Source organism: Pseudomonadota bacterium (assembly GCA_010028905.1).
GTDB lineage: Bacteria > Vulcanimicrobiota > Xenobia > RGZZ01 > RGZZ01 > RGZZ01.
In genome coordinates this window covers 1-18720 of the sequence record RGZZ01000043.1, presented here as the reverse complement: position 1 = coordinate 18720, position 18720 = coordinate 1, and the positions used below count along the sequence as shown (strand labels likewise).

Genomic DNA, 18720 nt, shown 5'->3' with positions numbered 1-18720 from the left:
GATCAAGAGCTCCTGAACGCTCGTCGGGCGTGAGAGCGAGCTGATCGGGTGGCGGCGGCCTCAATCGATGAAGAACAGCGCGGTCAGCAGCGCTGCGCGGTAGGCGGCAGACGCGCCACCATCGCGGTTGTGCTCGAGCTCGAGGGTGATGGTGGGAATGCCCCGCTCCTTGCCCACGTAGGTTCCGAACGAACCGGGCGTGGGATAGCCGATGTCGTCGCTGGCGGGCAGGCTGCAGGCGGTCGACATGGCGCGCGCCAGGCCTTCGGCCGGGCCATCGAAGTTGACCTCGGCCGCGGCGGCATGCACGGTGACGATGCGTGCGGGCCTCAGCTCGGTCAGCAGGTGAAGCAACGCCTGCGTCTCGGGCTCTGAGGCAGGGCGAGGCCCTCCGGTGCTGCGCTTCCAGTTCCGCGTGGGGAAGTTGCGGTTCAGGTCGACGCCATGCGCATTCGCCCGGGTTCCGCGTGAGAGCCCGTCCGGATTGACCACGGGAACCACGATCACCGTGCGCCCCTCGGTGAGCTCCGGGCGCCGTTCGAGCTCTCCTCGGAACCGCTCGAGCAGCGCTGTGCCCGATGGTTCATCGCCGTGAAACCCGCCCAGCAGAAACGTCACGTCGCCGCCGTGGCCAAACGTGTAGGCTCGGATGGGCGTCCCCTTCACCGAGGTGCCGATGACGGTCACTGTGGGAGGGAAGGCGCAAGGGGCCGCGCTCGCGGTTTTGCAGATGGAAGCGACGAGGAAGACGAGGGTGATCAGGAACACGCGTGGCACGCGGCTCTGCTTCGGCGGACGCAGGGGCAGCTTCCTCGCAAGAGCGCGGGGGCGCACCGGAAGGGGGGGGGCTTTCGAGGTGCGAAGCATCGATCTGAAAGGGTTTCGCACAGTCGCCATGCCTTCGTTCGTCACGCATCTCTCTCGCGCAGTCGTCGCCATTGTTGCGGCCTTTGTGGTCAGCGCAGCTCCGGCGCGGGCCGACGCCGTTCCCCAGGAAGCCGTCTATGATTTCTACTGTGCCTATCAGGCGCAGATCAAGATGAAGAAGGGGAACTGGGTCAAGGCCCTCGTGATTCAGCAGAAGGCAAATCTCGATCCGTCCCTCGCCGCGGGTCTGACAGAGATCGCAGGGAACCCGCCGGGGAGTGGGAAGCCCAGGCTCGACTTCGATCCGTTCAGCAACTCACAGTCGGTCGTGAAGCGCTTCTCGGTCATGGTGCCGACCCGCAAGGGCGCACTGGCGCTCGTGCCCGTCGGATTCGACTTCGGCCGTGGCGCAGCCCAGCCGGTGGTGCGGGTGACGGTCGCGCTGAAGCCGTCCGGCAAGAAGTGGAAGATCACCAATTTCCGATACCCCGCCGAGAGCGGCGTTCCCGCCTGGGACCTCAAGGGGTTCTTGAAGAAGACGCTCAAGCACTGATCACGTGCGTGAGATGCGCGTGTCAGGGCTGTGCTGTCTGAGGTCTGCGCTTGCGACGCTCAGTGGATCTCGAATGTGGTGAGAACGGCTCGGTGATCGGTGGGATAGGGGGAGACCACGATCTGGGCGTGCAGTGCGTTCTCACCCACGATGTCGACATGGGTTGCGTGCAGCCGATCGCCGCGCGCGAGAATGAAGTCGATGCGGTCGTGATGGTCGCGCGGGTCGGTGACCGAGGTGTTGGGCGTCCAGGTGAAACCGGGGTCAGCGATCTCGTTGGGATGAAGCGCTCTCCATGAGTCTGTGAAGCCGGCGCGCTCGAACGCCAGCGTGGAGGGCCAGGCCACTTCGAGGGGATGTCGCTTCGCACGGGCGGCGCGGGCGGTCCAGTCGAGATGTGAAGGCTCGTTGAAGTCTCCCATCACGATCATGGGGGCTCGTGGGTCGACGGTGGCCACGTCGGCCAGCATCTCTCGCACATCCTTTCCTCGCGCGCTCTCCGCAGCGGCAATGGCATCTGCGGCGGTGCTCACGAAGGGAGCGCCCTGGTAGGGGATGCCCAGCAGCTGATAGGGCTGGTAGGGTGTGTAGTACAGGTGTGCGTTGAACACCGCTACAGCCCTGCCACCCGGCGTCATGATCAGGGCGCCCTGTCGGGCGGGCGTGGTTCCCAGAACAGGGAACCGTGATAGAATCGCGCGGTCGTCGTCTTGCTTCACCAATCCAAAGCCCAGCGCTTCCGCGATGGGTCGCGCACTTGATCCGCACTCTTGCAGCCCCACGACGTCGGCTTGCGTCTTCCGGATGAGGTCGATGAGCGCGGGCAGGCGTTCCTGACCGTCGAGCTGGATGTTGAGTGTGAGCACGCGGAAAGGTTCCGTGGGTCGCGGTGCTGTCGGTTCGCTGGCGCTTCTGACGTCTGGATTTGCGCCCGCGGCGAGAGGAAGTGCTGCGACCACGAGGGTGAACAGGAAGCCGGTGAGAGCGCGGTGACGCACGAGGTCGTCGAGCCCCTTTCATGCCGGATGATGAAGCAGAGGGTATCACGGGGAGCGCTGCGCCGGGTTGCCCCGATGTGAACATCAGGCCGCGCGCTTTGACGTTTCTCTTGCGATGCGTTCACATCCCGGCAACCCTCTTCCGAGCCCTTGTGGTTACACTGTCGGTCGGGCTGGCCGACTCGGTGTGGTCTGCCTCCGCGGCGCCGCCGTCCTCCACAGCAGGAGGCTTGTGCGCGCAGCGCTGCGATGACAGGGCGGTGGAAGGGGATTCAAAGTCGTGCTCTCAAGCGTTGCTCCAGCTGTTCCGGGGGGCCTGGCCTCATCTGTTGCGCAGGGTCGTGTGTCGACCGTTCCGCCGGCGCAGGCGCCCACCGTTCCGCCGGGGGGAAGTCCCGCTCCGCCGCCGCTGCAGCCGGGCGAGGTGGCGTCGTCTGACGCGCCCACCGATGTCAACCCAGACAAGGTCGTCTTTCTCCCCCCATCGACAAAGACCATCACGCGCACCTGGGATGAGCCCGTTACGCACCGTGAGGTGCTCGGGCGCATTCCCGCCGACTACTATCAGCCTGCCTGGAACCCTTATCCGGGCTCGTGGGGCGGGAGCGTCTTCTACCCCATCGGTTCGGGCGCTTTCGGCATGGGGCAGGTCGATGTGGCGCGTCAGGTGCCGGACTACAACCCCGACGGCACGGTTCGCAAGGAGACGGTGACGCGCACCCTCAGCGAGACCACCTACGACCAGCGTGGGCGCACGCTGGGGCTGGGAATCGCGGGAGCTTTGGCCGGTGGACTTGCGGCCGCCGCCACGGGGGCCATCCGCGGCGCTTCGGTGGGTGCGGTGGGCGCGGTGCTGGGCGGACTGCTCGGGGCCGCGACAGGGGCCCTCATCGGCTACAAGAGCGCGGAGGGCGATCAGATCCGCGAGCAGTGGATGCGTGAGACGATCAGCCACCCCACGCTCATCGGCTATCAGCAGTGGGTCAACCCGGATTATCGCACGGAGTACGAGACCCGTGTGGTCTATGGGTCAGACGGGCGTCCGCACGAGGAGACCGTCAGCCATCAGGTGCTGCAGGGCTGGTCGGTGCGGTTCGACCCGGAGATCCGCTGGCGCTCGGTGGGCAGCTACACCTATCCCACCCTTGAGCACACAGCCAAGGCCGGGCCTGTGGGCAGCGCGTTCACGGCCGTTGGCGCCGGAGCGCTTGCCGGGGTGGGCGTGGCGCTGGCCGCTTCTCTGCTCTGACGGTCAGCGGCCTTTGAGACCCACGGCCTTCAGCTTCTCGAGAACGGTGGTCTTCTCGGGCTGCGTCGATGACGTCACGGCCTTCTGGAGTACCGTGATGGTTTCCTTGAAGAGGCGTCGGTTCTCGGCGTCGGTGGGCCACATGTACACCCCTTGCTTGTCGTTGGTGATGTAGCCGAGCAAGGTCGACATCTCAGACAGTGCTGCGCGGGCGTGCGGGCCGTTCGGGTACAGCGAGAGGTAGTGGCCCATCGTCATGCGCTGGAGGAAGAGATAGCAGGTCACATCTCCCTCGCACTCGCCCGGGATGGGCTGCCGAGCCGCGGACCAGGCGATGTGTTCCGCGACTGGGGTTCTGGCATAGCGATCTCGAAGCTCCCACATGCGTTGGGCCACGACCAGCCAGCGTCCGGAAGGCTCGCTGTACACGATGTCGCGCTTGTAGCGGGTCAGGATTGCTGTGGGTGGGGCTTTCGTGGGCGGCGCCGTGTCGAGCACGGCCTGAAGGGCCTGCCACTTGAGAAGCCCCAGCTCGGCTCGTGTCTGTGGGGTGCGCGCCCGTCTCTCTGCGATGACGGCTTCGTCGAGCACCGTCTGGGCAGAGGCCGGCGTGAGCTTTCCCGTCAGTGAGGTGCGAAGGCGCACGATGACGGCGCTGTCGTCTCCATCTGCAGGCGTTCCCAGGCTGGGTGCCGTGAGCATCAGAAGTGTCAAGAGAGAGATACAGAGCTGCCGCATTGAGGTGCGCCTCGCTTCCGGGATGATCCTCGTGTTCGATTTAACGTTTCATTCACGCCGTCCTGTTAACATCGCTTCAACCTGCGCGTGTTGGGTTCGCGCTACGATGAGACCATCGAGAGGATGGGAACATCGCATGATCACCAGTCAGATCTCTTCGTCACTGACACTTGCCACTCCGTACCCCACGTTTGGTGCGGCGGAAGCAGGCGCCAACGCCCTGGCGGCCCAGCTGCCCGCCGAACCCACCGAGGCGCCCGTCGACCGGGTCGAGGCCGCGGGTGAGGCTGCCGCCTACGCGATGCAGGCGGCTGACGCCCCACAGGAGACGGGCACGATGCGCCGGCTCTTGATCGGGGGGATGGTTGCCCTCGGGCTTGCGGGCGCAATGTCAGCCCATCCAGCCAGCGCCGCGGGAATCTATGGGGTCTCTACCCTCGATCGTCCGGCGGTGACCCAGACGGTGACGCCACCATCATCGACCGCCACGCCGGCCGTGAAGAAGCCCGTTGCTCCCGAGGTCGATCCGAAGGTTGTGCTCACCGATGTGCGTACCTACATCATTGACATGGCCGAGATGAACATCGTGCAGGGTGAGACCCTCAACACCTACCAGAACGCCTACATCAACAACGTGAACACCCTGCAGCGCATCCAGCGCAAGATCCACGCCAATCCGTCGTCGCTGCAAGATGCCGCGATCCGTCGAATCGATCAGAAGATCACGGCCACGCTCGAGACGTTGCAGGAGTTCAGCTACGAGACCTGGGACGAGGTTCACCAGGCGGGCCAGACCACCATCACCACACCAGACGGCACGCGGATCTCGAGGCCGCTGCCCCCCATCGAGACCATCAACCATCGGGTGCACGCCGACTACTCGGGGCCTGGTCGCCTCACCGATCAGACCGTTCGCGATGTGCTACAGCTCATGGGGCGGCCGCTGCCGAAGTGACGTTCAGGGGCGAGAAGAAGTTCTGCTTCTTCTCGCTCGGGGGCTGCAGCCCTAGGCCTTGGTTCTTGCGGTGTTCTTGCGCTCCAGCTTTCCCCATCCGGTGGCACGCCCTCGAAGCGCCTGCAGCAGCGTCTTGAACACCACGGCGTACATGAGCTGACGATAGACGAAGCGCTGCACGAAGAGCCACGCAAGCAGGAGCGGGTTCTCAGCGTCGAGCCAGAAGGCGATGAGCGCCCCGCAGAGCTCGACCACGAAGAAGAGGCCGTAGTAGAACCCGATCTGCTCAAGATCGCGATACGCCATCGCGGCCCACCAGATCTCGGTGGTCGAGGGCCAGAGCGTGGCATACAGCAGGTTGAGAACCGCCAGGCCGATCTGGAGGTCGATGAGCGGTGATATCACCTGGAAGAGGAATTGATACACCCACATCAGCGGAAGGGCGACCCATCCGAACCAGCCGTGATGGAACAGCGCGGCGCGGTGCTTGAAGAGGGCCTGCAAGATGCCGTAGCTCCAGCGGAAGCGCTGCTTGAAGAATGCGCTCAGGGTGTCCGGGGCCTCGGTCCACGCCACCGCTTCGGTGTCGGTCTCGATGCGCCAGTCGTTGCAGCGCATCTTCCAGGTCAGGTCTGTGTCTTCCGCCAGGGTGTCAGTGGTGTAGCCTCCCGCCTGCTCGAGGGCTTCGCGTCTCCAGGCGCCGACCGCACCTGGCACGACGCTCACCGCGTTGAGGAGGGAGTAGGCGCGTCGATCGAGGTTCTGGCTGGTGATGTACTCGATGGCCTGCCAGCGTGTGATGGTGTTGACGCGGTTGCCCACCTTGACGTTGCCGGCCACCGCACCCACAGAGGGCTCGCTGAAGTGGCGAACAAGGCGGGAGACGGTCTGCGGTTCGAACAGGGTGTCGGCGTCGAGAGACACGATGATCTCGCCCTTGGCCTGCGTGATGCCGTTGTTCAGGGCCGAGGCCTTGCCACCGTTCTCCTGGCGCACCAGGCGCACGCGAACCTCGCCCCCGAAGGCCTGCTCGAGAGCGGCCGAGGTGGCGTCGGTGGAGCCGTCATCGACCACGATGACCTCAAGCGCGTCGTAGTCGCTCGCGAGAACGGTCTCGACGGTGCGACACACCACCTTCTCCTCGTTGTAGGCGGCGATGACCACGCTCACCGAAGGGTGCCATGTGGCATCGAACGGGCGCCGTGCGCGCAGCTGCTCGATGAGGGCGAGCACGACCATGATGGCAACGCGTACGATGCCCAGCACGATCGCGATCATGAATGCGCCTCGCAGCGCGCGCTGTCCGCCGAAGATGAGGGCCAGCACCCAGCCCTCGAAGTCTACGAGAAGCCTGTCCTGGTCTGACACCGGAGGATTGAGCGCGCGGGGCGGTCGATTGAGCAGCTCGCTCACCGTGACGAATCGATAGCCGTGCTTGCGAAGCTCGGTGATGATGCGCGGCAGGGCTGCAATGGTCTGGGTTCGGTCGCCGCCCGCGTCGTGCAGGAGAACGATGTTTCCGCGCCGGGCCACGACCTCGCTGATGGTGTAGTTGGCGATTTCCTGGGCTGTTCGGGCAAGGGGCGCACCGTTCGCGTCGAGGCGCTGTTCGTTGTCGGCGCCACGAGACCAGGCATCCCAGTCCTTCGGGTCGACCGATTCGCCCACCGTGACGTATGACTGGCCCTTCTGGGCGCCTTTGCGCCCCACGAGAACGAGCGGCCTCACCTCTTCCGATGTGCGAGGTTCGGCATCAGCGCTGTAGGGGGCGCGAAACTCGAGGGTGGAGTGGCCGGTCACGGCCTCGATGGCCAGCTGGGTGGCATTGACCTCGAGAAGCACGCGCTGGTCGGAGACGTGGGCGAGGTTGGGGTGAAAGAAGGTGTGGTTCGCGAGCTCGTGCCCTTCATCCCACACGCGTCGGGCAAGCCAGGGCAGGCGCGCCACGTTGTCGCCCACCATGAAGAAGGTTGCGGGCACACCATGCTGCTTCAAGACATCGAGAATGGGGCCCGTGTACTGCTCGTCGGGACCGTCGTCGAAGGTGAGGGCAACCATGCCTTTCTGCTTGCCGCTTCGGTCGATGACATAGGGGGAAGGCAGGGTCTTGTAGGTCATGTCGGTGATGATGCGTGACGTCGCGTCGGTTTCGAGGTGACGCAGGCCTGATCGCGGTTCGGCCTTGACCTGCAGGATCTCGCCCGCGCCCTCGTAGTCGACCTCGTAGGGGAAGGCGATGTGCTCCAGTGCATTGACGTCGATGGGGAGGTCCATTCTCGCGCGATCGAAGAACGTCCATACGGTCGGGTCTTCCGAGCCCAGAACCCAGAGCGCGGCGCCTCGCGGCTGATCGCGTCGGGCAACGGTCCATGCGTTGGCCGCGGTCACCGCGTCGAGGAACCAGACGCGATGCGGGCGGCCGTCGTCGTCTTCGTAATCGTAGAAGGGGTTCAGGGAGGTCGCATCATAGGTGATGAACGTCGCGGCGCTGGTGTCGTCGTGGTTGTCTGCGCACTGGGTCAGTGCGCCCTGGTAGGTCAGATCGGTGGCCGGTGCCTTTCCCTCCCGCCAGTCGTAGGCGTAGCAGCCGATGGCCAGAACGAGGCGGTCGGGAGTCACCCGGTCGATGGCAAACCGCCACTGCCTCTCGAGCCAGTCTATTCCGCAGATGGGCCCGGCTTCGTGGTCCTCCTCATGCTGGTCGTAGGCCATGAAAACGATGAAGTCGTTCACCTGCGAGAGGGCATGCAGGTCGAACGCGTAGCTCTCCGGGTCATCGAGGGGAACTGCTTGCACGTCCTGGCAGACGACGAGACCCGCTGGGTTCAGGACCGCGTGGATCTGGGTCACCAGATGGGTGAGGTTGTCACGGTCGGCGGGGCTCACGGATTCGAAGTCGATGTTGACGCCTTGGAACTGGTGCTTTCGCAGCAGCGCAAGCAGGCTCTCCGCGAACTCTCGGTGACGCGCTCTGTTGATGAGAAGCCGATGCAGGCGGTCGGCTTGCCAGCCGTTGGCATAGTTCACCAGCATGGGAACGATGGGCAGCTGATGTGACCTGCACACGGACAGCACCTCGCGCACCACAGGCTCGTTGCGAGGGTTGCACGCCGCGTCGTCGATGTGCTGACCGTCGGCGGTGAGGAACAGCCACTGGGGGCAGAGGTGCGTCAGCTGATCGGCGTGCGCGCGAAGCGACGTGATGCCGGTGTCTTGATCGTTGACGTAGAAGCCAAGCGCGACGTCTGTGGTGGCGCCCCTCGCAGCGGAAGGGGAACTTCTCGGTCGCTCTCGACCGATCTCTTTCTGCAGTTTGCGCAGCTGCTGCGATGCCAGCGCCTGGGCCTTCACGGTGCCGTGCATTCGAGCGGCTTCCTGGGCGTGGCGCAGATGTCGTGAGAGGCCTTCTCCGCCCAGAAGAGGCTGGACGAAGAGGCCGAGAACGAAAAGGGTGCTGATGAGCGCGACGGTCAGCCCCACCACGGAGGTGAGACGAACGGTTCTGCGCCATCGGTCTTCGCGAGGGTCATAGAAGACGGGAGGCTGCTGTGGCATGTCAGGAGGGGGCAGAGTTCGACCTCGGTCGGTCTGGCCCTTTGAAGTGAGACCGAGGGCTGGTCGAACTCCGGACGCAATGACGCTGGAGCAGGAGCGGAGGATTCTCCTGGAACGGCACGGAACCCACAGGGGTACGTGGGTATGGGCGCACGCGCCAGGGGTGCTGTCGTTCGCACCGCGACACGCAGAGCAAGGGAGGGACATCGCCGTGATCTACCGAGACAAGCCCATGGATCTTCGTCCGCTCGACTACGGGGGCATCATCGACCGAACCGTCGAGCTGTACAGAAAGAACTTCGTTCTTTTTGTGAGCGTGGTTGCCGTGGTGTACGTCCCCCTGGCGGTGCTGCAGCTCACCTTGCAGAGCGCGCCGCTACGGGGGAATGCCGGCGCCATGGCGGGTCTGGGAACCCTGGTGGGGCTTCTCTCCGTGATTGCCGGTCTGTGTGCGCAAGGGGCCCTGACGGTGGCGGTCTCGCGTCGATACCTCGGAATGACGGCCACCGTGGGGGAGTGCTTTCAGACGCTCAACATCCGGATGGGCGCACTCATCCTGACCTCGGTTCTGTGCGCCTTTCTCGTGGGCCTCGGATGTCTGTTGTTCCTGATCCCTGGAATTGTGTTCATGTTCTGGATCGTGTTTGCGAGCCCTGTTGTCGTGCTCGAGAATCGGTCCGGACCAGGGGCCATCGAGCGAAGCAAGTTTCTCGTCGGGCAGGGGGAATGGGTGCGGGTGCTCGTGCTCGGAATCCTGTGCCTCCTTATGGGAATCGTGGCTGGCATCCCGCTCGGGATGGTGGTGCAAGCGCTTTCCGCTGCAGGTCCCGTCGTGATCACCCTGGCCCAGACTGCGATGCAGGTGGTGATACATCCCATCGGCTTGATCGCCTTCACCATTCTCTACTATGACATCCGCGTGCGCAAGGAAGGGTTCGACCTGCAGGTGCTTGCCACGCATCTGGGGGCGCAGCTGCCGGAGGGCCATCTTCCTGCGGCGCCTCCCGCTGGTGGCGGCTGGGGCACACCCGCAGCGCCTCCCGCTGGCGGCGGTGGCTGGGGCACACCCGCGGCGCCTCCCGCTGGCGGTGGCGGCTGGGGCACACCCGCGTCGCCTCCCGCTGGCGATGGGAATGCGGCCTGGGGTGCCTCAGTGCCCTCGTCTGCGGCACCGACCCAGGGTGCGTGGAGCGCTCCCTCATCGCAGGCTTCGCCCTCGTGGGGAGGAAGTGTGTCCCCCCCGTCTCAAGCTCCGGGCGGGTGGGGTGCGCCTGCGCCTCCCGCCGCGCCTCTTCCTCGCTACTGCACCTCGTGCGGGGTTGCGCTTGCCGCGCCTTCTCCCTTCTGCCCTTCGTGCGGCCAGCAGCAGGGGCTCCCTTCCTGAGCAGGGTCCCTCGGCCCCCTGTGCGCTGGGGGCTGTACCTGGCCTGCGCATTGCTGCTCCTGCTGCTCGTGGCGGGCAAGCCAGGGTGCGCGTCGCCCCCTCCGCAGTCTGCGCAGCGCGCGTCGTTCTCGCAGACGGCGGTGTCGCCGAGTGACGCCCAGGTCTCACGCACGCGCCTCAGTCTCGAGAAGGCACTGCAACGCGGCGAGTTCGCGCCAGACCCCCCGGAGAAGCAGCGGTTGCAGCGAGGGCTCCAGCAGCTGCTGCTCGCGGTTCAGCAGGCCATTGCTCGCTTTCTCTCTTGGCTCTTCGGAGGAGTGGGCGCAGGCGGAAGATCTTGGGAGGTCTTGTCGAACGGCCTGTTGATCATCGTGGGCGCGCTGGCCGTCGCGGCGATTGTGATGGCCTTGCTCAGGCGTCTTCGTCGCGGAGCTGCGGCACTCCCGAGCCAGGCGACAGAGGCGATGACGGTTCGTGCGATCGCCTCTTCCAGCGACTGGCTGGCGCGCGCGCGTGAGCATCAGGCGCGGGGGGACGATCGCGCAGCGCTTCGCTGCCTCTATCTCGGCTTGCTGAGGCGCCTCCACGAGAGCGGCGCTGTGCGCATCGAGCCTGGACAGACCAACTGGGAGATCTTGCGGGGGTTGCGCGGCCACGCGAGACAGGCTGACGCCCTCGATGCAACCCGTCTGTTCGAGGCCAGCGGGTATGCGATGCGACCGGTGGGGCCCGACGATTTCGAGCGCATGCTTGCGCACTTCCAGCGAGCTGCGTCGTGAGCTGGCGTTCACCGCAGACGCGACGCATCGTCGGGCTCTTTGCGTGTGCCCTGCTTGTGGCGCTCGTGCTCGGGCCTCTCGACGCGGGGAGGTCTACCGACACCAGCCCGCGCTTGAACGGGAGCAGTCTGGGCAGCCAACCGCTCGGATGCAAGGCTGCCTACCTGGCCCTGGAAGGCAGCGGCTATTCCGTTCGGCGGTTCAGGCGCTCGTGGTCGATGCTGCCGGAGCGCGCTGTTCTTGTGAGCCTCTCGCCGTCTGTTCACCCGGATGAGGAGGAGTGGAAGGTACTCACGCAATGGATCTCCTCCGGTGGTGTGGCCCTCGTCTCGGATGAGGTCTCTGCTGACGCCAGCACATCATCGCCTACGGAGTGGGAACCTCTCGCGGTTTCCGCGGGTACGGGGCTTTCGCGCGGTCTCCGCCGGCTCGAGGTGTCGAGCGAGCGTGGACAGGCGGGGCCCCCATCGATGGGAGACCCGAGGTTGGATGCCGCGGCCCCGATTGTCGTGAGCGGAACACGAACCCTCCTCTCCTGCGCCTCCATCGGAAAAGGGGCGTTGCTGCGCACGCAGCAGCCAGAGATGTTCACCAACTGCGGAATCGCGCGATCAGACAACCTGCGTCTGCTGCTGAACACACTGGGACCACCGGGGCGTGAGGTCCTCTTTGACGAATATCACCATGGCGAGGTCGACGATGTCGGTCTCTGGTCGATCATGCCGGGGACGGTTCGTCTTGGAGCCGTCATCGTGGGGCTTGCCGGACTCTTGCTGGTGTGGGCCTTGTCTCGTCGCTTCGGGGCTCCGCTTGCGGATGTCGCGCTGCCGCATGAGCGCACGGAATATGTGGATGGAATGGCCATGCTGCTCGAGCGTGCCTCGGCCGTCGAGCTCGTCTCGCAGACGCTGCGCGGTCGCTTCACCCGGCGCATGGCACATCTCTTGAGCGTTGACCTCACGACCGACCTGGCGGTGGCCGCCGCCTCGCGCAATGCTCGTTTCGGGGAGCGGGTGCGTGTGCTGCTGCAACGAACCGAGGGGTCTCTCACCGAGCGTGAGCTCGTTGTGCTGGCCCATGAAGAGCAACAACTCTACGAGGAGGCGAAGAGACTCTCATGACCGTGAAGGAGTGGGGCGAGGCTGTGATTCGCTCGATGAGCGAATCGGTGAAAGGACAGGAGGGCACCGTCGAGCAGATGCTCGTCTGTCTGCTGGCCCGCGGGCACGTGCTGCTTGAGGGTGTGCCGGGGCTTGCGAAGACGTTGCTGGCAAAAGAGCTGGCGTTCGCAACGGGGGCCGAGTGTCGTCGCGTGCAGTTCACTCCCGATCTCATGCCTTCTGACCTCACGGGCGTTCGCGTCTTCCAGGGTGGGGGGTTCGAGCTCATGCGGGGGCCCGTGTTCACCCCGTTCCTGCTGGCCGATGAGATCAATCGCAGCCCGCCAAAGACCCAGGCGGCGCTGCTGCAGGCCATGGAGGAGCGCCATGTCTCCATCGACGGGGAAGACCACATGCTGGCGCCTCGATTCTTTGTGATTGCAACGCAGAATCCGGTCGAGCAGGAAGGCACCTATCCCCTTCCAGAGGCGCAGCTCGATCGCTTCCTGATGAAGGTGGCGCTGGTCTATCCGTCTCCGGAGGCCGAGCTCGATATGCTGCGCCTTCACAACGCCGGCTTCAATCCGCACCAGACGCGCGTCGCGGCAGTTCCTCCCACGACCCCGGAGATGCTGCTCTCCACCGAGGCCGAGGTATCGGCGGTGAAGGTCGAGGAGAAGGTGCTCGCCTATATCCTTCAGATCGTCCAGGGGACGCGTCGCTCGCCCCAGCTCCTTCTCGGAGCCAGCCCGCGCGCCGCGGTTGCTGTACTGGCCGCGTCGAAGGCGTTGGCTGCGCTGCGAGGACGTGACTACTGCATCCCGGACGATGTGAAGGACGTCGCCCTCCCGGCCCTTCGCCATCGCCTCATCGTGCGGCCGGAGGCAGAGCTCGAAGGGCTCACCCCGGATCGATACCTTCAGTCCCATCTGCAGGGGCTCACGGTGCCGCGCTGATGGGCGAGGCAGGAGGGGCTGTCGACCTCGATTCGCGGTGGTCCCTCGACAGCGATGGGCTCCTGCCCGATGCGTTCCCTGCGCTGTCTGTGGCTGCAGCCTCTCCGCCTCAGGGTGAGACCTGTCGGCTGCAGCCCACCCCTCGTCTGGCAGCCTGGTTCTCGCTCACGAGCCTGGGACTGCTGCTCGATCCCCTTCTCCCCGGAGTCTGGGTCTTCACCGTTCTGGGTCTTGGCGCGCTCGTTGCGGCAGCCCTGCACGACGCGCGGCGGGTGCGGTGGGCGCGCGCGCTGGAGGCGAGTCGCCACCATGACCCCGTGTTCTCGAACGGTGTCGATAACGTCGTGACGCTGGCGCTGCACAATCCCACAGACGAGCGCTTTCAGGTCGAGGTGCTCGACGAGGCGCCGCCCCCCTTCCAGGTCGATTGCGACATGTTCACGGCCGCGCTGGGGCCGCGTGAGGTCTGGGAGGTCGCCTATCGGCTGCGTCCGGCGAAGCGCGGCGATTACTGCTTCGGGGGATTCAACCTGCGGGCGCGCAGCGCGCTCGGGCTGCTTGCCTTGAACCGTCGTCTCGTGCTCGAGGGGGCGCAGGTTCGTGTCTATCCGAACCTGCGCGATCTGAAGAGCCTGCGGCTGCTGGGCCTGCGCGACCACGAGCTGCAGGCGGGTCTGCGCGTCTTGCGGGTACCCCACGCGGGGCGAGAGTTCGAGGCGCTGCGCGACTATCAGCGCGGCGACGAGTGGCGCACCGTTGACTGGAAGGCTACGGCGCGTCGTCAGCGTCACACCGTGCGCACCTACGATGTCGAGCGCAGCCAGAAGATTCTCATCGCCCTCGATCTGGGGCGCACCATGTCCACGCGCATGGGCAGCCTCTCGAAAGCCGATGTCGCCGTGAATTCGTGTGTGCTTCTCACCGCCGTCGCGGCGAGGCTCGATGACCGCGTGGGCATGCTGGCCTTCGCCGATGCAATCAAGGGCTGGCTCCCGCCCGTTCGGGGGCCACATCAGGCCACGCGGCTTCTCGACTTCCTCTATCCCCTCGAGGCAGTGACGCGCGAGAGTGACTATCAGGGTGCGTTCAGTGCGATTGCCACACGGCTTCGTTCACGCACGCTGGTGGTGCTGTTCACCGATCTGGTCGATGTCGAGTCGTCATCACATCTCATCCGACATCTGTCTGTGCTCGCCGCGCGGCACTCCGTGCTGTGCATCTCCATGTCCGACCATGAGCTCGAGGACCTCCAGGACGCGGCTCCAGCCGATGTCCGGGCCCTGTATCGTCAGACGGTGGCTTCCGCGATGCTCGAAGATCGCGAGCTGGCCATTGCGCGCCTGCAAGAGCGCGGGGTGCGGGTGATGAAGGCACGCCCGAAGACGCTGGCGCTGGATCTGGTCAACCGATACTGTGCCTGGAAGGCGGCGGGACGCTTGTGATCGCTTCGTCGCTGTCTTGTCCGGCGGTCGACAGCCAGCCGATGAGGGCGCTGAAGATGAGGAGGCCGAGCGTCATCTTCGTGGCGGGAGAGAGGTCGACGCGAGGCGAGACGAAGCCCTCGACGATGCCTGCCTCCACGAGAAGCAGTGCGACCCCCATGACCAGCGGGACGGCGCGCTTCGACGCCGCGATGAGGCTGCTCGATCGAGAGGACCGCCCAGGCGCGATGAATGCGTGACCCACGATGATGCCCGCCGCGGCGGAGAGGATGATGGCGGGGATCTCTGTGGCCCGTGCGGGGCCACGAATCCCCAGAATGGTGCGTCGACCCCTCGCTGGTGCACCACGATGGCTACGGCGCCCAGCATCAGTCCATTGAAGTAGAGCACCCAGAAAGAGCCCAGACACAGGATCACGCCGAGACCGAACGCCGTGATGGCCACGCGCAGGTTGTTCGTCATGATGCGGGCAGATTCGAAGGGGCGCGTTTCCACGGGCATCCAGTCGGCATCTCCCACGTGACGCGTCGCGACCTTGTCGAGCGCGTCGGCCCACCCCGACCCGAGAACCACATCGGTCATGTCGTGATTGAGAGCGGCGACGGCCGCGCCCACGAGCGCGCCGATGAGCAAGACGATCGTTGCTAGTGCGATGACACGCACCTCGCGGCGCACGGCGCGGGGGAAGTCTCGCGCGATGAGGTCGAAAGCGGAGCTCGAGCGACGCTCGACGGGGCGTTGCACGAGCGGGTAAACGCGAGCGAGAAGTCGGTTCAGGGCTTCGAAGTTCGGCCCTTCGAGGCCAGCGGAGCGTGCGCGGGAGAGCAGGGCACCGCACCTGCGCCAGGCGCGTCCCAGGTCGAGCAGCTCGCGACCGCTGAGGCTCTTCAGGCCGCTCGCGTTCAGACGAGAGAGGTAGCGCTCCAGCACCTGTGCCGAGGGAGGAGGTTCGGGCTCGGTCGTGCTCACCTGCTCTGGGTTCACGGTCGAGGGGCGGCAGCCCTGCGGCGAGGAGACAGCGGGGAGTGTAGAGAACCTCCTGGCAATGCGGAGGATGTATGTTGCACGATGAGCCGCCGCCCCCTGATTTCGGGGCAGGCGTCGTGATCAGGCGGGTGACGCGGTGAGCCGGCAGGTGGTCTTGACCACGGCCGACGGGGTGGAGCTCGAGTACACCCTGGCGGGTCTGGGGTCTCGGGGCGTGGCCGTCCTCATCGACTCGATCATCCAGATGGTGCTCGGATTGCTCATGGTGATCGGTCTGCTCCTCCTTGGCGTAAGTCTCGATCCGCTTGCCGGAGGCTGGGCCATGGCCGCGATCATCTTGGGCGGCTTCGCGGTCTTCAACGGCTACTTCCTGTTCTTCGAGGTCGTCTGGAACGGCCAGACGCCGGGGAAGCGCAACGCCGGGATTCGCGTCATCCGCGCCGACGGGTTTCCTCTCGATTTCAGGGGTGCGCTGCTTCGAAATCTGATGCGAACAGTCGATGTGCTCCCGTCGTTCTACGGTGTTGCCCTGCTCGTGGTGTTCTTCGATGCGAACAATCGGCGACTCGGCGACATGGTTGCGGGAACCCTCGTGGTGCGCGAGCGTGAGCTCGATGCCGATGGGCCTGAGGGCAGCGGTTCTGCGTGGCAGGCGGCGCCACTTGCGTCGGACACGCCGCTGCCCCTGCATCTGCTCGAGGCCGATCACCTGGCGCTGGCCGAGACGTTTCTGCGTCGCAGATCGCAGCTGCCGTCCGATGTGCGCACGGTCATGGCAAAGGACGCGGCAGACCGTCTCCGCGCGCAGATGCGCCTGTCACCGCAGGAGGCTCTTGTAGGGTTCGACGAGACGCTGCTGGAGACCGTGGTTCGGCAGCGCGCGCGACGGGCAGGACTGTAGCTGCCGCGTTTCTCTCTCGCGTTCGCGGGCATCGGTCGCCCTCGCTGACCTACAGGGTCTTGGCAAGCCCTTCCTCGAGCCCGGGGAGGCTCATGGCACCCGTCTGTCGGTACTTCACCTCGCCGTTCTTGAGGAAGACGGTTTCGGGGATGTACTGCGACTCTTTGTACTGGCGGTACTTCGTGGCCACCTCTTGCTGGGTCACGTCGACCGGGATGATGGTGATACGGCTCTTGTATCTCTGCTCGAACTGAGCAAAGTCGGGCTGCATCGCCCGACACGCCCCTCACCAATCGGCGTAGAAGTGAACCACTGTGACCCCACTGCCAGCAGCAGGGAGCGATTTCAGCGCGGTGTCGCGCTGCAGCGCCGACTGCCGCTGGAACCCGATGTAGAGCAGCGCCGCGATAACCCCGAGCAGCACGAGAAAGAGGTTGCGCACCTGCATCGATCTGTTCTCCTTCGATCTGTTCGAGGAGAGGTTCGTCGCTTGACGGCAACGGTCCCGCTCTCGGCGGTGACAGGGGGCACGACGTTGGCTTCCAGCGGCTTGCTGAAGCGAAGCAGCGGGCCGCGCTTCGGGGGGCGAGATGCGCCCTGGAAGGCGTCTTCGACTGAACGCGCGAAAAACAGGCCATGGCAATCAGAGGCGCGCGCACAACGAGTCTGTTCCCGCTGCACAGGTCGGTCACGCGCGGCGTGCGCTGGCTTGTCCTTGCTGGCCTTCTGCTCAGCCCGCAGGTCGCCTCGGCTGCTCCGCAGGGGCCGCTTCCCCGGCCCATCGTTCTGCGCACCGCCGTCGGGGTGGCTCCAAACGGCTCCCCCACCCCCGCGCCCTCGCCCTCTGCGACGAACGCCGCCGCGCCGGATGAAGACGTGAGCTGCTTCGGGCCCACGGTGACAGACGGAACCAACCTGAGCGCGCTGGGGCGTCCCGAGTTCGAGATCTTCTACCAGGTGCAGCACAACGCTCCCGATTTTGCGCGCCAGCGCTTGTCGCGGTTCACGGTGAAGTACACGTTCACGCAGCAGCTCATGCTGTCGGTGGGGAGCGATGGCGATGTGCGCAGCACGAGCGCGGCCACGACCGTGAACGACTTTGCCGACCCCGAGCTCACGCTCAAGTACCTGTATCGTCCACCGCGACCTGGGAAGGACTCCCAGGCGCTGCAGCTCGCCTACAAGCCCCCGTTCGGCGATCCGGCCAGAGGGATAAACACGGGCCAGCACGATTACGTGCTCACGTGGCTCTACAGCCGCGACATCGGCGACGTGGGCTTCGATTTCAACCTGCAGGCGAGCGATCTGGGTGCCACCGATGGGTCGCGTCGCCTGATCTGGAGTCAGATGGGGTGCGCCACCGTGCCCATCACCGAGACCCTCTCGTACGCGGGGGAGGTCTATCACTATGGGGGAAATGGCCCCATCGGGTCGGTGCTCTCGACCCTTCACGGGTTGACCTGGAATGTCGCGCCTCGGTACACGATCGCGGCGGCTGTAGACATCGGGCTGAACGCAAACGCGCCGCGCATCGGCTATATCTTCGGGGGTGGGTTCTGCTTCGGACGTGCGGGAGTCAGAGGCTGCTCGCCAGTCTCATGGCGGGGTGCATTGGGCGGGGTTCAAGCCTTCGCGCCGCGTTCCGTTCTCTCTGAGCCCTTGGGGTGGGGAAGGTGATTCGGTGACCCGCCATGAGTGAAGGCCGGTGGGTCAATATCCGGCGCGCCTCTCAGGGCTGGGCTGGTGCTGTGGCGCTTGCCGCGGTAGGGGTCTTCCTGGCAACCCTGGTGCTCCTCAGCGTGCATCGCTTTCTCGGTGAGGGCGATGCGGCGCTTCTCTATATGCCGGTCATCGTTGTCATCGCGGCCATCGGCGGGGTGCGCGCGGGTCTTGCCTCGTCGGTGCTTGGGTTCTTCACGGGATGGTACTTCTTCATTCCCGGCGTGTATGCCTGGCAGGTTCACGATTCTGGTGACTGGGTTTCGTTGTCTGTGTTCGTGCTCGTCGGCCTGGGCATGGGGGTTCAGACGACGCGCATGCTGAGCCGTGAAGACGATTTGAGGGCGCGAGAAAACGAGCTGGTGCTGCTCAATCGTCTCGGTTCAGTTCTCATGAAGAGCGAGGCTCTCGAGGCCTGCTGTCGTTTTGTGGTGAGTGAGGTCGCTTCGTTGTCTCGCGTTGAGGGAGTCTGGCTGTTCCTGGAGGAACAGGATGGCATGCGTCTACATCATCAGGAGGGCGGTGCAACACGGGGGA

The 18720-nt window shown here is 65.4% G+C and carries 17 protein-coding genes; 10 read left to right on the top strand and 7 right to left on the bottom strand.

Annotated features, from left to right (window positions below; all coding sequences use genetic code 11):
- Nucleotides 1-60 precede the first annotated feature (60 nt).
- Nucleotides 61-939 (bottom strand): DUF2817 domain-containing protein, encoded by an 879-nt coding sequence (locus EB084_05315; protein ID NDD27670.1) that lies wholly within the window; start codon nucleotides 937-939, stop codon nucleotides 61-63.
- Between EB084_05315 and EB084_05310 the strand changes: the two genes are divergently transcribed.
- Nucleotides 650-1420 carry a DUF3828 domain-containing protein gene (locus EB084_05310; GenBank protein NDD27669.1) on the top strand — a complete coding sequence of 257 codons (771 nt, stop codon included), beginning with the start codon at nucleotides 650-652 and terminating at the stop codon, nucleotides 1418-1420. The two genes, EB084_05315 and EB084_05310, sit on opposite strands and share 290 nt — an antisense overlap.
- Nucleotides 1421-1479: 59 nt before the next feature.
- Here the strand turns inward: EB084_05310 and EB084_05305 are convergent, their stop codons facing one another.
- Nucleotides 1480-2418 carry an endonuclease/exonuclease/phosphatase family protein gene (locus tag EB084_05305; protein NDD27668.1) on the bottom strand — a complete coding sequence of 313 codons (939 nt, stop codon included), beginning with the start codon at nucleotides 2416-2418 and terminating at the stop codon, nucleotides 1480-1482.
- Nucleotides 2419-2761: 343 nt separating this feature from the next.
- On the opposite strand from EB084_05305, the gene EB084_05300 reads away from it, so the two are divergent.
- Nucleotides 2762-3667 (top strand): hypothetical protein, encoded by a 906-nt coding sequence (locus EB084_05300; protein NDD27667.1) that lies wholly within the window; start codon nucleotides 2762-2764, stop codon nucleotides 3665-3667.
- A gap of 3 nt (nucleotides 3668-3670) precedes the next feature.
- Here the strand turns inward: EB084_05300 and EB084_05295 are convergent, their stop codons facing one another.
- Complete coding sequence (locus EB084_05295) at nucleotides 3671-4405, bottom strand: hypothetical protein (GenBank protein ID NDD27666.1); 735 nt, start codon at nucleotides 4403-4405, stop codon at nucleotides 3671-3673.
- Between the two features lie 136 nt (nucleotides 4406-4541).
- Here EB084_05295 and EB084_05290 point away from each other — a divergent pair, with 136 nt between their 5' ends.
- A complete protein-coding gene (locus EB084_05290; protein ID NDD27665.1) occupies nucleotides 4542-5360 on the top strand; it encodes a hypothetical protein in 819 nt (272 codons plus the stop codon).
- Between the two features lie 51 nt (nucleotides 5361-5411).
- Here the strand turns inward: EB084_05290 and EB084_05285 are convergent, their stop codons facing one another.
- Together EB084_05285 and EB084_05280 are read right to left on the bottom strand one after the other, a co-directional pair.
- Nucleotides 5412-9122, bottom strand: a complete 3711-nt coding sequence (locus tag EB084_05285; GenBank protein NDD27664.1) for a glycosyltransferase — start codon at nucleotides 9120-9122, stop codon at nucleotides 5412-5414.
- Nucleotides 9123-9821: 699 nt separating this feature from the next.
- Complete coding sequence (locus EB084_05280; protein ID NDD27663.1) at nucleotides 9822-10019, bottom strand: hypothetical protein; 198 nt, start codon at nucleotides 10017-10019, stop codon at nucleotides 9822-9824.
- 300 nt (nucleotides 10020-10319) lie between these two features.
- Between EB084_05280 and EB084_05275 the strand changes: the two genes are divergently transcribed.
- Genes EB084_05275 through EB084_05260 form a run of 4 tightly spaced genes read left to right on the top strand, consistent with a single transcriptional unit; the run spans nucleotide 10320 to nucleotide 14576 of the window.
- Nucleotides 10320-11078, top strand: coding sequence for a DUF4129 domain-containing protein (locus EB084_05275; GenBank protein ID NDD27662.1), 759 nt, complete (start codon nucleotides 10320-10322; stop codon nucleotides 11076-11078).
- Nucleotides 11075-12199 (top strand): DUF4350 domain-containing protein, encoded by a 1125-nt coding sequence (locus tag EB084_05270; GenBank protein NDD27661.1) that lies wholly within the window; start codon nucleotides 11075-11077, stop codon nucleotides 12197-12199. Before EB084_05275 ends, EB084_05270 begins: the two co-directional genes overlap by 4 nt.
- The gene (locus tag EB084_05265) at nucleotides 12196-13134 is read left to right on the top strand and encodes a MoxR family ATPase (protein ID NDD27660.1); all 939 of its coding nucleotides are present in this window, start codon (nucleotides 12196-12198) and stop codon (nucleotides 13132-13134) included. The genes EB084_05270 and EB084_05265 overlap by 4 nt, the downstream gene beginning before the upstream one ends.
- Complete coding sequence (locus EB084_05260) at nucleotides 13134-14576, top strand: DUF58 domain-containing protein (GenBank protein ID NDD27659.1); 1443 nt, start codon at nucleotides 13134-13136, stop codon at nucleotides 14574-14576. Before EB084_05265 ends, EB084_05260 begins: the two co-directional genes overlap by 1 nt.
- Before the next feature lie 72 nt (nucleotides 14577-14648).
- Here the strand turns inward: EB084_05260 and EB084_05255 are convergent, their stop codons facing one another.
- A complete protein-coding gene (locus tag EB084_05255; protein NDD27658.1) occupies nucleotides 14649-15674 on the bottom strand; it encodes a stage II sporulation protein M in 1026 nt (341 codons plus the stop codon).
- A 25-nt stretch (nucleotides 15675-15699) separates the two neighbouring features.
- Here EB084_05255 and EB084_05250 point away from each other — a divergent pair, with 25 nt between their 5' ends.
- Nucleotides 15700-16464 (top strand): RDD family protein, encoded by a 765-nt coding sequence (locus tag EB084_05250; protein NDD27657.1) that lies wholly within the window; start codon nucleotides 15700-15702, stop codon nucleotides 16462-16464.
- A 49-nt stretch (nucleotides 16465-16513) separates the two neighbouring features.
- On the opposite strand, the gene EB084_05245 is transcribed toward EB084_05250, so the two are convergent.
- On the bottom strand, nucleotides 16514-16735 hold the full coding sequence (locus EB084_05245; GenBank protein ID NDD27656.1) for a hypothetical protein: 222 nt from the start codon (nucleotides 16733-16735) through the stop codon (nucleotides 16514-16516).
- A gap of 365 nt (nucleotides 16736-17100) precedes the next feature.
- On the opposite strand from EB084_05245, the gene EB084_05240 reads away from it, so the two are divergent.
- Nucleotides 17101-18141: a hypothetical protein gene (locus EB084_05240; GenBank protein NDD27655.1), complete on the top strand. Its 1041-nt coding sequence runs from the start codon at nucleotides 17101-17103 to the stop codon at nucleotides 18139-18141.
- A 71-nt stretch (nucleotides 18142-18212) separates the two neighbouring features.
- Nucleotides 18213-18720, top strand: a 508-nt coding sequence (locus tag EB084_05235; GenBank protein NDD27654.1) for a DUF4118 domain-containing protein, incomplete at its 3' end; no start/stop codon positions are given.

Bases quoted from the DNA above. Each gene is read 5' to 3' on its own strand.
- EB084_05310 (NDD27669.1), top strand. From the start codon at position 650: ATGGGCGTCCCCTTCACCGAGGTGCCGATGACGGTCACTGTGGGAGGG.
- EB084_05315 (NDD27670.1), bottom strand. From the start codon at position 939: ATGGCGACGACTGCGCGAGAGAGATGCGTGACGAACGAAGGCATGGCG.
- EB084_05295 (NDD27666.1), bottom strand. From the start codon at position 4,405: ATGCGGCAGCTCTGTATCTCTCTCTTGACACTTCTGATGCTCACGGCA.
- EB084_05290 (NDD27665.1), top strand. From the start codon at position 4,542: ATGATCACCAGTCAGATCTCTTCGTCACTGACACTTGCCACTCCGTAC.
- EB084_05285 (NDD27664.1), bottom strand. From the start codon at position 9,122: ATGTCCCTCCCTTGCTCTGCGTGTCGCGGTGCGAACGACAGCACCCCT.
- EB084_05265 (NDD27660.1), top strand. From the start codon at position 12,196: ATGACCGTGAAGGAGTGGGGCGAGGCTGTGATTCGCTCGATGAGCGAA.
- EB084_05260 (NDD27659.1), top strand. From the start codon at position 13,134: ATGGGCGAGGCAGGAGGGGCTGTCGACCTCGATTCGCGGTGGTCCCTC.
- EB084_05245 (NDD27656.1), bottom strand. From the start codon at position 16,735: ATGCAGCCCGACTTTGCTCAGTTCGAGCAGAGATACAAGAGCCGTATC.
- EB084_05240 (NDD27655.1), top strand. From the start codon at position 17,101: ATGGCAATCAGAGGCGCGCGCACAACGAGTCTGTTCCCGCTGCACAGG.